Origin of the sequence: Sulfuricurvum sp. IAE1, assembly GCF_004347735.1 — a bacterium.
Classification (GTDB): Bacteria; Campylobacterota; Campylobacteria; order Campylobacterales; family Sulfurimonadaceae; genus Sulfuricurvum.
Genome location: NZ_SLTI01000023.1, coordinates 86,141 through 100,017, shown reverse-complemented (window position 1 = coordinate 100,017; position 13,877 = coordinate 86,141). Strand labels below are relative to the sequence as shown.

Below are 13,877 nucleotides of genomic sequence, written 5' to 3'. Positions count from 1 at the left end.
TCCCTGCGATTACGTCGCAGCGCCGGCGTGCCCGAGAAGAATCGGTATCAGCCCTCTTTGGGCATCAGAAAGACGGAGGCTCTGAGGATGGCCTTGTCGATATGGTCGACGATGTTTTCAGAACCGATTTTGACGTTCAAATCCGAGAGGGCGATGAACCGTCTTACCTGCGGGTTGACCCCCGAGAGGATAAGTCGGGTGCCGTGGTGGCTGAGCCGCTCCTGAACCACTTCGAGCGCATGCAGTCCCGCCGCATCGATAAGGGGGACGTGGCGCATCCGGAGGATGAACACTTTCGGCGGCTTTTCGAACAGCAGCAGGGTATCGACCAGTTTTTCGGCGACGCCGAAGAAAAGAGGGCCGTCGATTTCATAGACTTCGACGCCGGGGGGGATCGTTTTGTTGGCCGTGGAATCGGGGTCGTCCTCCTCGTTCCGGACTGCTTTGATCTGGGTCGATTTCATCATCGAATCGATGAACAGAATCGATGCGAGGGCGATTCCAGCCTGGATCGCGAAATTCAGATCGACGAGTACCGTCAGCGCAAAGGTGGTGATCAGGACGATCCGATCGGCTTTCGGGGCTTTCATGATCTCCCGGACGTGTTTGATCTCGGACATGTTCCATGCGACGACCATGAGGATCGCGGCGAGGGCCGCAAGGGGAACCTTCACGATCAGCGGGGCGAGCAGCAGCATGAACGCAAAAAGCCATACCGCGTGCATCATCCCCGCAACCGGGCTTTTGGCCCCCGCTTTGATATTGGTCGCGGTACGGGCGATTGCTCCCGTGGCGGGGAGGCCGCCGAAGATCCCGGATGCGACGTTGGCCACCCCCTGTCCAAGGAGCTCGGCATTGGGTTTGTGACGGGTACCGGTCATTCCGTCGGCGACGACGGCCGAGAGAAGCGATTCGATGGCCGTAAGCGTCGCGATCGTGATCGCATCGGGGAGGAGCAACCGGAGCTTTTCAAAGGTGATGTCGGGCCATACGGGGCTTGGCAGCATCGAGGGGATCGAATCGAACCGGCTTTCGATCGTTTCGACGGGGATGTTCAGCGCCCAGACGGCCGAGGCCGAGAGGATGACGACGAGGATGGGACCGGGGATGCGGGGAGTATAACGCTTGGCAAGAAGAATCACCCCGATCGATGCCGTCGCAAGGAGTACCGCCGCGAGGTTGGTTTCGTGCAGATGGGCAAGATAGAGGGTGAGTTTGTCGATGAAATCGGGTGGTACGGTGTCGACGTGCAGACCGAAAAAATCGCGGATCTGCGAAAAAGCGATGAGAAGGGCGATCCCCGAAGTAAATCCTACGATGACGGGATAGGGGATGAATTTGATCAGTTCTCCGGCCCGTAAAAAAGCCATCAGCGCAAGGATACCCCCCGCCATGATGGTTGCGAGTACCAGCCCCTCGTAGCCGTGTTTCATCGCGACGGTGGCGACGGTGACGATGAATGCGGCCGTCGGCCCGCCGATCTGGTAGCGGCTGCCGCCGTGTGCCGAGATCAAAAAACCGGCGACGATGGCGGTAAAGAGACCCCGTTCGGGGGGAAGATTCGAAGCGATCGCGATCGCCATGGCCAGCGGGAGGGCGACAATGGCAACCGCGAGTCCCGCGATCGCATCGGCAACGAAATCGGAGCGGCTGTAGCCCTGCCGCTTGAAGAGGGTGACGAGTTTCGGCTCCAGTGAGTCGTGGATAGAGCGCAACATGAAAAAATGGTCCTTGGGAAAAACGATGGGGGTAGTGTAGCACTTTTTGCGCCGAAACGCTATTTCGAAACGGCGGAGGTGATGGCGTACCCGGTTCGGGCCACGGCGGTTTGCATTGCATTGAGAGTGACGCTCTCATCGGTGTCGACAAGGGCGGTTTCGTTTTTGAACGTGACTTTGGCGTTTCGGACTCCGGGGACCTCCATCAGTGCCTTTTTGACCGCAAGGGTGCAGGCGATGCAGTGCATCCCCCCGATCCGCAGCGTCCATTCGCGCGCCTGGAGGAAAACGGCGCAGAGGGAGAGTACGAGGATTATTCTTGCCATATCCATCCTTCGTAGTAGGGATAGAACAATACGGCCACAGTGAGGAGGAACAACACCCAAAAAAGCCCTTTCAGGACTTTGGATGCGGCGCTGGGCTCGCAGTCGCATTCGATCTGCTTGCGGATCACCATACGGTAAAAGCCAAACGAGAGCATCCCCAGTGCCGACAGGGTGAAAATCCATCGGTACGGCTCGAGTACGGCGACGTTGACAACCCCCGCGAAGGAGACGCCGAAGAGGACGAACAGGGTCGGAACGAGGCAGCACGAGGCCGAGAGCAATGCGGCGGCGAAAGCGCCCGATAACACGAGGACCGAATTTTGGCGTTCCCGCACGATCATCGCTTCTACCGGGTTATCGACGTCGGGGCCGGAAACATAGCCTTTCCCTTTGACGATGACGAGGCGCGTCGCACCGTCGGGTAGTTGCTCTTCGCTATAGCTGCAGTGTTGGGAGAGGGCGAACCGCTTGCAGTTTTCGCGTCCCGAGAGGGTATTGACCTCCACGATCAGCGTCGCATCGTCCGGGAGGGAATCGAGTGCCTTTTTCGTCGCCAGCACCGGGCGGGGGCACTCCATGTCGCGGCAATCGAGAATCACAGGGTCCCTTTGGTCGAGCGGATTGCGTAGCGGTACGAGGCGGGACCGAACGGATCGAGGTATTCCCCCTCAACCTCGCCGTAGGGGTAGCCGAACGTATCGAGGACCCCCTGTGCGTTGGCGGGATAGAGGTCGAAATCCCGGGCGTGGTTGAACGCCATCCAATTGTTTTCCCAGAAACCGAAAAAGAGATCCGTGAGTTCACGCGCACGGGGAGAGGTTTTTTCTATCCCCTCTTTGAGGACGAGTTTGGTGATGTCGGCGGGGTCGCAGGGGATCCAGCCGTGCTGCGGGGTGAAAAACTCCACCTTGCAGTGTTGGGCCTTCGTGATTTCCTCCCCCGCGCCGAATGCGCTTGAAAAACGCGAAGGGCCCACGCGGACTCCGGTCACCTCGCGGGCGGGGACCCCCGAAGCGCGCATCAGCGCGACGCACAGCGCCGACATGTCCAGGCATTTGCCCCCCATCCGCCCCTCTTTTTCGAGTGCGGCGAGCATCGCGTTGGGGCTTCCGATGCCGCATCCCATGACGCTTTCGTCGCGGTAGCTGTTTGCCACGATCCAGTCGTAGATGCGGCGGGCTTTTGTGAGGGGCTCTTTTTCACGCGCGACGATGGCGGCGGCAACGCGGGCGACGGCACCGTCGGTGGGGAGGTGCGCCGAAGGGGCCAAGAAGGCTTGGGCCTCCTTTATGGCTTCGGAGCAGATTCGCCGGGGGCGAAAGTCGCAGCGGCGGTCGCGCAGCGCGACGGTGAAGCGGAGATTGAGGGTTTTGGCGACGGCGCTTTTCTCCCAGAGGGCATAGAGGGTTCTTGCGCCGTCACGGTTTCGGTCGGTTTCGAAACACTCGGACGCATCGCTGTTCCAGCCCAGTTTGACAACGTGCTGGAACCCCTCGATATCGGAAGGAAGCGGAATCCACAGGGACGTTTGGCCGGCGTGGTGCGAAAGATCGAATCGCCAGGTGATGTCGTAGAGGGCGTATTTCGCAGAGGGAACGGCCGGTTCTTCCGCGTGCGCGGGAAGGAACCCTAAAGCGCCGATGGTTGCTGTATGTGTGATGAAAGTGCGTCGGGTCATGGGCTATCCTACAAAAATATCGGCATCGCGTTTGGCAACGACCTGTGCCACGATGGCGGCGCTCATCCCCTCGTTACGGCACCGTTCCTCAATCCTGCGGGCGTTTTCAGGGGAAGCGGCGATCAGCAGTCCCCCGGAGGTCTGGGCATCGAAAAGGACCATTTCCAGATCGCTGCCGATGTCGTGCGTAAAGCGGACTTTTCCGTGCAGGTACTCCCGGTTCGCATAGCTTCCGGCGGGGATGATTCCCATCGAGGCCATCGAAAGCGCCACTGGGAAAAAGGGGACGGAGGAACCCTCGACCTCGATCGAGGTCGAGGGGGTGCACATCTCGTACAGGTGGCCCAGGAAGCCGAAACCCGTCACGTCGGTGCAGGCGTGCGCGTCGAACTCGCGGGCGATCAGGGACGCTTTGTAGTTGAGGGTGCGCATCGATTCGGCCACCTTCATCATCGTCGGAGCGTCCAACAGATCGGCTTTGATCGCGGTGACGAGGATTCCCACCCCCAGCGGCTTGGTCAGGACGATCATATCCCCTTCGCGGGCGGCATTGTTGCGCAGGATCTTCTGCGGGTGGACGAACCCCGTGCACGAGAGGCCGTAGATCATTTCAGGGGTTTCGATCGTATGCCCTCCGACGATGACCGCGCCGCATTCGGCGACCTTGCTCTGGCCGCCGCGCAGGATCTCGGTCAGGATTTCGGTCGTGTGGTTCTTGCCGTCGAATCCGACGATGTTGAGAGCCGTTTTGGGATCGCCCCCCATCGCAAAAACGTCGCTGAGAGAGTTTGCCGCCGCGATCTGCCCGTAGATAAAGGGATCGTCGACGACGGGGGTGATGAAATCAAGCGTCTGCACTATCGCGTTTGTATCGTCGATACGGAAGACCCCCGCATCTTCGTTTCCTTCGAAACCCACAATAAGGTCTTTGTGAAACGACACGAGACGACAGGTGACGTCGCCCAGTGAACCGGGGGAGAGTTTGGCGGCACATCCCGAGGCGCGGACGAATTTGGTCAGTTTGGCGTCGGTGTTCATCATGGGTGCTTCTCCAGTTCGCGCTGCAGCTCCGCAAGAGTTGCGGCGGTCTGCGCCGGATCGTCGTTGTGAAGTGTGAGATCGGGCGTGTGCGATCTTTTGTAAACTTTATCGTAATACTGCACCAAAAGGATTTCGGCGACATGCTCAAGATCACCGTTGTCGAAGGCGCACAGTGCGGCTGTTTTGTCCTCGCGACTGATGTACGGAGAGATCCGCTCCATCCGCTCGCTAAAAAAAGCCCCGTCCATCCGGTCATACATCCGTATAATCCGCGACACGCGCTGTTCGAGCGGAGCGGTGATTTCAACGCGGAATCCCTGCATCATCTGATCGTGTATGGCGGCAGAGAGGGTAAGCCGTCCGATCCGTTTGCTTTCGGACTCGACAAAAGCGCGTCGGCGGGGATCGAGGGCGCGGTAGCCGTGTACGATGCGGTTTTGAAACTCTTTTTGGCTCGGCTGGAGGCCCCCGACGTCACCGAAAACGGAGCCGTAATGGTTGGCCATTTTTTCGAGATCAAGGACATTGTCGAGGTGTTCGAGCAGTTCGCTTTTTCCGCATCCCGTATGTCCCGAGAGGGTGATGAAACGGATGGAGGGTAGGGAGTCGAGATAGTCGACGACGTACCGGCGGTATTGCTTGTAACCGCCATGGATACGGTCGATCCGGTAGCCGATACTCGAAAAAATGGTCGAGAGAGAAGAAGAGCGCATCCCTCCGCGGGCGCAATAGATCGCGATCTTGGAATTCGGGGTGAAGGCGGGGTAAAGCGCTTTGATATGGTTGGACGCATTGACGCAGACGTACGAGGCCCCCTGTACCCGTGCTTCGAAAGGGGAAACCTGTTTGTACAGGGTCCCGACGATACGGTGCTCTTCATCGTTGAGTGCATAGAAGTTTCGGGCGCCGGGGATATGGGACTCTTCGTATTCGCGCGGGCTTCGGGCATCGATGACGAGATCGTAGGTATGGAGCGTATCCAGGAAAGTTTCAATCGGTATGGTTTGCATGATGCGCAATTGTAGCACCTGGGGGCTGATGGTTACATGAGTGCATCGGGTAATTAACCTCTGCTTAACCGGCAGTGTATTACAATTCGCGATATTTTTCCGCAAAACTCTTCCCGTTCTCCTCCACTGCGAATTTCTTGCTTTTCGTTCGGGCTTGTCCAAATCGGGAGATGTTTTCGCGTGCATGCCATCAAGGAGTTTTCATGTTATTGCTATCCCCGAGGCAGGAGTGGTTCGGCAATATCCGTGCCGATATCCTCGCCGGTATCGTCGTCGCGCTGGCGCTCATCCCCGAATCGATCGCCTTTTCGATCATCGCCGGGGTCGATCCGAAGGTGGGGCTTTACGCCTCGTTTTGTATCGCGACGGTGATCGCGTTCGTCGGCGGACGCGCCGGGATGATCTCGGCGGCGACAGGGGCGATGGCCCTGCTCATGATGACGCTGGTCAAGGAGCACGGCCTGCAATATCTGCTGGCCGCGACGATCCTCACCGGGGTGTTGCAGATCCTTGCGGGGTACCTGAAGCTGGGAGTGCTGATGAGCTTCGTCTCCCGCACCGTCGTGATAGGCTTTGTGAACGCGCTGGCGATTTTGATCTTCATGGCGCAGCTTCCTGAACTGACCAACGTCACGTGGCACGTCTATGCCCTCACCGTGGTGGGGCTGGCGATCATCTACCTCTTCCCCTACGTCCCAAAACTGGGGCAGCTGATCCCCTCGCCGCTGGTCACGATCGTCGTCCTCACCGCCGTTGTCGTGTATATGGGGATCGACGTGCGCACCGTCGGGGACATGGGGCAGCTCCCCGATACGCTGCCGATCTTTCTATGGCCCGAAGTGCCGCTGAACTTTGAGACCCTCGCGATCATTTTTCCCTATTCTGCGGCGCTGGCGGCAGTGGGGCTGCTCGAATCGTTCATGACGGCGACGATCGTCGATGACATGACCGACACCGACAGCGACAAAAACCGCGAGGCCAAAGGGCAGGGGATCGCCAACATCGCCAGCGGGTGCGTCGGCGGGATGGCGGGATGCGCGATGATCGGCCAGTCGGTCATCAACATCAAATCGGGCGGCCGGGGCCGCCTCTCGACCCTCGTCGCCGGGGTACTGCTGCTCGTCATGGTCGTCTTTATGTCCGATTTGATCTCCATCATCCCGATGGCGGCGCTGGTGGCGGTGATGATCATGGTCTCCATCGGGACGTTCAACTGGGCCTCGATTAAAGGGCTGAAAACGCTTCCGCTCTCCACGAACGTCGTGATGCTCTCGACCGTCATCGTCGTCGTCTGGACCCACAACCTCGCGCTGGGGGTATTTACCGGGGTGCTGCTGGCGTCGCTCTTTTTTGCGAACAAGATCAGCCATTTCCTCTACTGGGAAAAATCGTTCGAAGAGACGAGCTCCACCCGTGTCTACAAGTTCGTCGGGCAGGTGTTTTTCAACTCGGCCGACCGCTTCGCCGACGCATTCGATTACCGCGAAGATGTCAGACACGTCATCATCGACGTCACGCGCGCCCACTTCTGGGACATTTCGGCCGTTCATGCCCTCGACAAGGCCGTTATCAAGCTCCGCAAGATGGGCAAAGAGGTCGAGGTGGTCGGTCAGAACGAAGCGACCAAGACGATCATTGACCGCTTCGGCATCCACGACAAACCCGCCGAAATCGAGAAGGTGATGGGAGGGCATTGATTTTCGTCAATTCCTCTTTTCTCCAAAGCCGCTATCATCCCTCTCAAAAAAGGAACTGAATGAAAATAGCGTCATTGCTCGCCGTTTCGGCCCTCTACGCGTGGGGAGCGGAGGGATACGCCGTGTATCAGAAACATTGTGCCTCCTGCCACGTCGAGATGATGGAAAAACAAGAGGTGATCCGCACCCTTCACACCCTCAAAGCCCCTCCGATGGTCGAAGTATCGCATCGATTAAAAGAAAACGTGATCATTTCAGATGAGGACAATGACGTTAAACGCCGCGTCATTATCGCGTTCGTCAAGGACTACATCGAAAACCCTGATATACAGTACAGCATGTGCCATCCGATGGCGATCGAGAAATTCGGGATCATGCCCTCATTGAAGGGGAAACTCTCCGAAAAAGAGCGTCAGGCCGTTGCCGAATGGGTGTATGACCGCTATGAGGGGACATTATTTCGCTGATCGGCGAGGATAAAACGTTTGCGACACGCGTATAAAATCGCGGCAAGCACTGCCGCGGAGATCCCCGCGACCCAAAAGGGGACCGTGCTGCCGAAACGATCCCACAGCCATCCCGCCATCACGAGCGACGCGAGCGTAGCCAGTCCGACCGAAGTGTAATAGACGCCGTATGCCGTCGCTTTGAGCTCCTGCGGCGCCGTGTCGGAGATGATCGCCTTGGCCAGCGCGTTGAACCCTCCGGCAAAAAAACCATATATGCCGAATCCGATCCACGCTCCCCACACTCCTCCCCAAGCCATCGCGATCGCTCCCAGACCGAATGCGAGATAGACAAAGGCCAGAAGCGTCGCTTTGCCGAAGCGGTCGGCCAGACGGCCGATGGGGATCGCGAAAAACGCCTGGGTGAGGTTGTAGAGGGCGTAGGCAAGCGGTATCATCGCCAGCGCGACGCCGTTGTCGCCCGCCTTGAGGATCATGAACGAATAGTTCATCGCAAAGAGGGAAAAAAGGGTCTGGAAAAAGACAAGGGTGTAAAACGCTGCGGGCAGGGCATCGGGACGAAATTGTTTGGCGGGTGAGGGGGTGAAGGGGGCATCGGTGATGACGAACACTAAAATCGCCATCGAGATAAGCCCCGGAATGAGGCTGAGGGCAAAGATCGTGCGAAACGTCTCTTCGCTCTCTCCCAGCGCCCAGAGCAGGGCGAAAGTGGCCAAAGAACCCGCCAGCGCCCCCGCACCGTCCATCATTTTGTGAAAACCGAACACAAAACCGCTCGTGCCGTTGGGGGTCGAGGCGCTGATCAGCGCGTCACGGGGAGCGACACGGATCCCTTTGGCCAGACGGTCGCCGATCCGGATCATGGCGACCATCCCCGCGCTCTGGGCGAAGAAAGCAAGGGGTTTGATCAGATTGGAAAGGCCGTATCCGAAGACGACGATCCCCTTGCGCCGCCCGAGGCGGTCGGAGTAGAACCCCGATAGGGCGATAAGGAGGGCGACGGAGAGCTCCGCCAGCCCTTCGATCAGGCCGATCTGCGTTTTCGTCGCGTGCAGGAACCGCTCCAGAAAGATGGGCAGCAACGGCAGGATCATCTCGGTCGAAAAATCGGTAAAAAAGCTGTTGGCCCCGAGGCCGACGATGTTTTTATTGAGCGGATTCGGTTTAATGATCTGTTCGTGATCGTTTACCGGATGACTCATCCGATCAGCACCCGCATCCGGGGAGCACTTTCGATTTTGCCAGCGCGGCTTCGACTTCTTCTTTGGTGATTTGCCCGCCGAGTGTCAACTCGACGTTTCCGTCTTCTCCGCCTACTTCCATCGAGGCGATTTTCGCTTTCGTTTCGTCGCTCATACAATCGCATTGGCCGTTCTGGCAGTTCTGGACCATTGTAAAGACGGTGTTTTTGGCAATGCCTCCCGTAAAGTTGATTTTGACTCCCTCAGCGGTAGCGGAGACGGCCTTTTCGATTGGGTTGAAAAACCCGTCGATTGCGGGCAAAAGGGACGATTCGATCTCTCGGTAGGTCTCTTCGAACGCTTCGTAGCCTTTTCCGTCGGGGTCTTCGAAACCGACGTGGATTTTCGGTACGGGACGGGGGAACATCGGGCATGTTTCGTGGGCATGGTCGCAAACGGTGACGATTAGATCGTATTCTTTACCCATCATCGTGTCAAGGGTTTTGGAATGGTATTCGTCTCGCCAGATCCCTTTTTCGGTGAGGAGCTTTTGGGCGTTGGGATTGACTCGGCCGCTGGCGCGAACGCCGGAACTGTAGGCACGGTAACGATCTCCCATTTTGGCGTTGATGAGCGCTTCGGCCATGATGGAGCGGCAGCTGTTGCCGGTGCAGAGGATAAGGACGTTTTTCATAGGGTACATTCTCCGGTTTGTGATAGTTTGACAAGTGGGGGAAGATCGATCCCCAGACAGCGGATTTCGGCCAGCGCTTCGCTGCGGAAGCGATCCAGGGGACTTCGGATGGAGTAATAGGCCCACGTACCGCACCGATCGACCCGTAAAAATCCCCCGTCTTTGAGGATTTTGAGGTGGCGAGAGAGGCGCGACTGGATCATGCCAAAGCTCTCCTGCAGGTCGCAGACGCACAGCGGCCCGTGAGTATCCAGAAATGCCAGTAATTTGACACGTGTTTCGTCGTTCAGTGCCGATACGGTTTCTAAAAATACGTCCATAAGTACCTCCGATTGGTGACAGTGTAACGAAATAAAAATAATATATCAAGATATATTGATATTGTGATACAATTTCGTAATTTTTCCATCGGAGTCCAAAATGGCATTGGCGATCGCTCTGTTTTTAGGCACATTAATCTTTATCATCTGGCAGCCGCGTGGGCTTCAGATCGGGACGACGGCGACGGTCGGCGCTGTCGCGGCGGTTAGCCTCGGTGTCGTCAGCCTCGGCGACGTGTGGACGGTGACGGGAATCGTCTGGGACGCGACGCTGGCATTTATTGGGATTATCCTGCTCTCGATGGTACTCGATGAGATCGGCTTTTTCGAATGGGCGGCGTTGAAAATGGCACGTCTTTCCCGTGGCAACGGCCATTTGATGTTTGTCTATATGATGATCCTCGGCGCCCTCGTATCGGCCTTTTTCGCCAACGACGGCGCGGCGCTGATCCTCACCCCGATCATTCTGGCGAAGATGAAGTACCTCAAGATGAACCCCGTCGCGATGTTCGCATTTCTGATGGCGGGGGGATTCATCGGCGACAGCGCCTCCAACCCGCTCGTGATCTCCAACCTCACCAACATCGTAACGGCGGGATACTTCAACATCGGCTTCTGGGAATACGCCCGCGCGATGTTCCTCCCCAACCTTCTCAGCATCCTCGCCTCCATCGCCGTGCTGTGGCTCTTTTTCCGCAAGGACATCCCGACGCATATCGACGTCGAAAACCTCGCCACCCCCGAGAGCGCGATCCGTAACAAGATGATGTTCCGACTCAGCTGGCCGTTTCTGTCCCTGCTGATGGCCGGCTATTTCATCGGCGACGCATACCATCTCCCCGTCTCGGTGTTCGCCCTCGGGGGCGCGCTCGTGTTCCTCGCCATCGCGACCTATTTCAAAGCGACCAAGCCGATCATGACGATCAAGGCCGCACCGTGGCAGGTGGTGTGGTTCAGCATCGGCCTCTACGTCGTTGTCTACGGTCTCAAAAACGGAGGGCTGACGACGTACCTTGCCGACTGGATCGTACAGCTGCAAATGATGGGGGATGCCTATGCCGTAATCGGCACCGGCTTCCTCTCCGCGCTCCTCAGCTCGGTGATGAACAACATGCCCACCGTCATGATCATGGACATCGCGATCAGTGAAGCGGGGAACAGCGCGTTGGCGTATGCCAACATTATAGGATGCAACCTCGGCCCCAAAATGACTCCGATCGGATCACTCGCTACACTTCTTTGGCTCCATGTTTTGGCACAAAAAGGGGTCAAGATCGGATGGGGTGAATACATGAAAGTAGGACTGATCGTCACCCCGCCGGTGTTGCTGGCGGCGTTGATCGGATTGCTCTAAAACCGGAATCTGACCCCCGCCGAAACGCTCTGGTTTTTCGTTTCGCTGTCGGGTTCGTAGTATCCTCCGACGTTGTCCGAAGCGCCGATGTTCCAATATTCGTAATTGTAGAGCAAAAAGAGCCCAAGCCGGTTATCGACGTTCCATTCAAGCGGAATACCGATTTTATAGCCGTAGACGTTTTTGAGACGGTACGTGTAACCGTGCCAGTTTTCGTACATTTCGGCTTTGAAGGCTTTGCGGTAGTCGGCGTCGATCCCCATCGATACGGTCGGCGACAAAGCCGTATGCCATCCGGCCCCGATGTTGAAATATCCCCACTCGTACAATTCGTCGTAACCGTACACCGTGGCGGTGCTTCCGATCTGCCGGAGCCATCCGCGGTATCCTATCCCAAGCCGGAATGGGACGGTGTTGTCGCGGTCGATGCGGGCGGTCATCTGATAGCCGGCGTCGTATTGGAAAAGGCGGTTGTGGGTGGTGGTGCGATGGGAGCCGTAGGTCGGATTAGCGGTCGTTCCGCCGATGTAATCGGTATCTCCCTCTGCGTAGCTCATGCCCAGGTAAAAGCCGTTCATGCGCGGTTCATAGCGCATGCTGATACCCACGATATCGCCGAAATCGCTGGTTTCGGTGTCCAAAAGGCTTCCCGTACGGGACGTTTCAGCGTAGTCGAAACGGGTCGTATCGACACTGAGCGACAGGGAATAATCCGACGACCAGGCAAAAGGGGCGGCAGTTGCGAGAGCCAGCCATAAGGGAATCTGCTTCATTTTTATACTTTGTGAGTGGTATGGTGGCAGCTATTATGGTGTGCCGAAGCTAAAAGATAGATTTTATCGGCACATTAGAAGGTATAAAACGGGTAACGCGGGTTTGTTTTTATGATAAAATTTCTCAATTTCAAAATGCAGGTCTGTTTTCATACATGGAACATCATCACCACCACCATCATCACGGGGAGATCAGCGGAGGCAAACTGCTCTTTAGCGTTGTTCTGAATCTGGTTATCACCGTTGCCCAGTTTATCGGGGGGATTTTTTCGGGATCCCTGGCACTCCTCAGCGACGCGTTGCACAATTTCAGCGACGTGATGAGCCTCATCATCAGTTATTATGCCCACCGTCTTTCGCATCGTCCCCAGAACCTGCGTCAAACCTTCGGGTTCAAGCGGGCCGAGATTCTTGCCGCACTTTTCAACGCATCGGTACTGATCGCCGTTTCGGTATACCTGATCGTCGAAGCGTTCAACCGCCTGATCGAGCCGCAGCCGGTCGCATCGACGTGGGTGATGGTGCTGGCCGCTTTGGGTATCGTCGTCAACGGCCTCTCGGCATGGCTGCTTCACCGCGATGCGGACCGAAATATCAATATCCGTTCGGCGTACCTGCACCTGATGGGCGACTTGATGACGTCGTTCGCCGTTCTTGCGGGCGGAGCGCTGATCTATCTTTACGGGTGGTACTGGATCGATCCGATCCTCTCGCTGCTCATTTCGGTGTATCTGATCCGTTCTTCCTTTTCCATCGTCCGCGCTTCGACGGGAATGCTGATGCAGTTTGCCCCCTCAGACGTCTCGGTCGATGCGGTAATGGAGACGGTAGAGCGGTTCCCCTCGATCGAGAGCATCCACCATATTCATCTATGGCAGCTTGACGACGAGAGCGTATTTCTCGAAGCACGGCTCAATTTTCATGATGATTTGAAGCTGAGCGAAGTATCCGAAATTGTACACGATCTGGGGCATGCGCTCGAAGAGATCGGGATCGCCCACACGACGTTTCAGTGTGAGACGGGGAAAACGGGACGCGAAGCGGTAAGCGCTTCGTGTCATCACCATTAACCCTTGAGTATATCGTAATCGGCGGGAACGAGCGGTTTGAAGCGGGATGGTTCGATCGGTTTGTTCTGCTTTTGATCGTTGAACAAAATCACGACGTTGTTGTCGAAACCGTCGATATAGCTGATTGAAGCGAGAACGTCGTTTTTGAACGTAACGGTATACTTTTGCCCTTTGAGTGTTGCGGCATAGCGACCCTCACCGAGCGGTTGGGCTTTTTGGACGATGGCGAGAAAATCGATTTCGTTGTCAAGCGTCCGCAGCGTCACCTGCTCGATGGCGGGTTCGATGACGGTGACTTTCTGGGCGTTGACGTAAACGCTTTTACGAATCGGTTTATGGTAGACCCAGAGGGCGTTTTGAGGCTTTGCGGCCCACAGCTCGCCGCTGTAACGGATCGTTTTGCCGTTGTCGTCGGTGATCGTCTGGACGAATTTGGCGTTGAACGAAGAGAGGTCTTTGGGGGCGGCAAAAAGGGAGAGCGAAGCGCTCAGGGCTATGAGAAAACGGCGCACGACGAAATCCTTGGTGAATTGAAATATGCGTATTGT

Annotated in this window: 14 protein-coding genes and 1 pseudogene; 4 read left to right on the top strand and 11 right to left on the bottom strand. The window is 57.0% G+C overall.

Annotated elements, in window-relative coordinates:
* Positions 1-47: 47 nt before the first annotated feature.
* The 6 genes from E0765_RS04045 to mnmH are packed head-to-tail and all read right to left on the bottom strand — an operon-like array spanning position 48 to position 5,773.
* Entirely contained in the window at positions 48-1,718 is a 1,671-nt protein-coding gene (locus tag E0765_RS04045; protein ID WP_132811940.1) for a SulP family inorganic anion transporter, read from the bottom strand.
* 59 nt (positions 1,719-1,777) lie between these two features.
* Positions 1,778-2,044: a heavy metal-associated domain-containing protein gene (locus E0765_RS04040; protein ID WP_165921658.1), complete on the bottom strand. Its 267-nt coding sequence runs from the start codon at positions 2,042-2,044 to the stop codon at positions 1,778-1,780.
* On the bottom strand, positions 2,032-2,643 hold the full coding sequence (locus tag E0765_RS04035) for a mercuric transporter MerT family protein (RefSeq protein ID WP_132811938.1): 612 nt from the start codon (positions 2,641-2,643) through the stop codon (positions 2,032-2,034). The genes E0765_RS04040 and E0765_RS04035 overlap by 13 nt, the downstream gene beginning before the upstream one ends.
* A complete protein-coding gene (locus E0765_RS04030) occupies positions 2,640-3,722 on the bottom strand; it encodes a transglutaminase-like domain-containing protein (RefSeq protein ID WP_132811937.1) in 1,083 nt (360 codons plus the stop codon). The genes E0765_RS04035 and E0765_RS04030 overlap by 4 nt, the downstream gene beginning before the upstream one ends.
* Before the next feature lie 3 nt (positions 3,723-3,725).
* Positions 3,726-4,760: a selenide, water dikinase SelD gene (gene selD / locus E0765_RS04025; protein ID WP_132811975.1), complete on the bottom strand. Its 1,035-nt coding sequence runs from the start codon at positions 4,758-4,760 to the stop codon at positions 3,726-3,728.
* A complete protein-coding gene (gene mnmH, locus E0765_RS04020; protein ID WP_165921657.1) occupies positions 4,760-5,773 on the bottom strand; it encodes a tRNA 2-selenouridine(34) synthase MnmH in 1,014 nt (337 codons plus the stop codon). The genes selD and mnmH overlap by 1 nt, the downstream gene beginning before the upstream one ends.
* 203 nt (positions 5,774-5,976) lie before the next feature.
* On the opposite strand from mnmH, the gene E0765_RS04015 reads away from it, so the two are divergent.
* Both E0765_RS04015 and E0765_RS04010 read left to right on the top strand, forming a co-directional pair.
* On the top strand, positions 5,977-7,470 hold the full coding sequence (locus E0765_RS04015) for a SulP family inorganic anion transporter (RefSeq protein ID WP_132811935.1): 1,494 nt from the start codon (positions 5,977-5,979) through the stop codon (positions 7,468-7,470).
* A gap of 59 nt (positions 7,471-7,529) precedes the next feature.
* Positions 7,530-7,937 carry a cytochrome c gene (locus E0765_RS04010; RefSeq protein WP_132811934.1) on the top strand — a complete coding sequence of 136 codons (408 nt, stop codon included), beginning with the start codon at positions 7,530-7,532 and terminating at the stop codon, positions 7,935-7,937.
* Here the strand turns inward: E0765_RS04010 and E0765_RS04005 are convergent.
* The 3 genes and pseudogenes from E0765_RS04005 to E0765_RS03995 form a co-directional block, all read right to left on the bottom strand.
* Entirely contained in the window at positions 7,913-9,139 is a 1,227-nt protein-coding gene (locus tag E0765_RS04005; protein WP_255417845.1) for an MFS transporter, read from the bottom strand. The genes E0765_RS04010 and E0765_RS04005 overlap by 25 nt on opposite strands.
* A 295-nt stretch (positions 9,140-9,434) precedes the next feature.
* Positions 9,435-9,812: pseudogene (locus tag E0765_RS12670) on the bottom strand (arsenate reductase ArsC); the annotation flags it as partial.
* Complete coding sequence (locus E0765_RS03995; RefSeq protein WP_132811932.1) at positions 9,809-10,132, bottom strand: metalloregulator ArsR/SmtB family transcription factor; 324 nt, start codon at positions 10,130-10,132, stop codon at positions 9,809-9,811. The gene E0765_RS03995 and the pseudogene E0765_RS12670, both read right to left, overlap by 4 nt.
* Positions 10,133-10,232: 100 nt before the next feature.
* Between E0765_RS03995 and E0765_RS03990 the strand changes: the two genes are divergently transcribed.
* Positions 10,233-11,486: an arsenic transporter gene (locus E0765_RS03990; RefSeq protein WP_132811931.1), complete on the top strand. Its 1,254-nt coding sequence runs from the start codon at positions 10,233-10,235 to the stop codon at positions 11,484-11,486.
* Here E0765_RS03990 and E0765_RS03985 read toward each other — a convergent pair.
* Positions 11,483-12,259 (bottom strand): hypothetical protein, encoded by a 777-nt coding sequence (locus E0765_RS03985; RefSeq protein WP_132811930.1) that lies wholly within the window; start codon positions 12,257-12,259, stop codon positions 11,483-11,485. The genes E0765_RS03990 and E0765_RS03985 overlap by 4 nt on opposite strands.
* Positions 12,260-12,414: 155 nt before the next feature.
* On the opposite strand from E0765_RS03985, the gene E0765_RS03980 reads away from it, so the two are divergent.
* On the top strand, positions 12,415-13,329 hold the full coding sequence (locus tag E0765_RS03980; RefSeq protein ID WP_132811929.1) for a cation diffusion facilitator family transporter: 915 nt from the start codon (positions 12,415-12,417) through the stop codon (positions 13,327-13,329).
* Here E0765_RS03980 and lolA read toward each other — a convergent pair.
* A complete protein-coding gene (lolA, locus tag E0765_RS03975) occupies positions 13,326-13,841 on the bottom strand; it encodes a LolA-like outer membrane lipoprotein chaperone (RefSeq protein ID WP_165921656.1) in 516 nt (171 codons plus the stop codon). The genes E0765_RS03980 and lolA overlap by 4 nt on opposite strands.
* Positions 13,842-13,877 lie beyond the last annotated feature (36 nt).

Coding starts and splice junctions, on each gene's coding strand:
- E0765_RS04045 (WP_132811940.1), bottom strand. CDS start 1,718: ATGTTGCGCTCTATCCACGACTCACTGGAGCCGAAACTCGTCACCCTC.
- E0765_RS04040 (WP_165921658.1), bottom strand. CDS start 2,044: ATGGCAAGAATAATCCTCGTACTCTCCCTCTGCGCCGTTTTCCTCCAG.
- E0765_RS04030 (WP_132811937.1), bottom strand. CDS start 3,722: ATGACCCGACGCACTTTCATCACACATACAGCAACCATCGGCGCTTTA.
- selD (WP_132811975.1), bottom strand. CDS start 4,760: ATGAACACCGACGCCAAACTGACCAAATTCGTCCGCGCCTCGGGATGT.
- mnmH (WP_165921657.1), bottom strand. CDS start 5,773: ATGCAAACCATACCGATTGAAACTTTCCTGGATACGCTCCATACCTAC.
- E0765_RS04015 (WP_132811935.1), top strand. CDS start 5,977: ATGTTATTGCTATCCCCGAGGCAGGAGTGGTTCGGCAATATCCGTGCC.
- E0765_RS04010 (WP_132811934.1), top strand. CDS start 7,530: ATGAAAATAGCGTCATTGCTCGCCGTTTCGGCCCTCTACGCGTGGGGA.
- E0765_RS04005 (WP_255417845.1), bottom strand. CDS start 9,139: ATGAGTCATCCGGTAAACGATCACGAACAGATCATTAAACCGAATCCG.
- E0765_RS03995 (WP_132811932.1), bottom strand. CDS start 10,132: ATGGACGTATTTTTAGAAACCGTATCGGCACTGAACGACGAAACACGT.
- E0765_RS03990 (WP_132811931.1), top strand. CDS start 10,233: ATGGCATTGGCGATCGCTCTGTTTTTAGGCACATTAATCTTTATCATC.
- E0765_RS03985 (WP_132811930.1), bottom strand. CDS start 12,259: ATGAAGCAGATTCCCTTATGGCTGGCTCTCGCAACTGCCGCCCCTTTT.
- E0765_RS03980 (WP_132811929.1), top strand. CDS start 12,415: ATGGAACATCATCACCACCACCATCATCACGGGGAGATCAGCGGAGGC.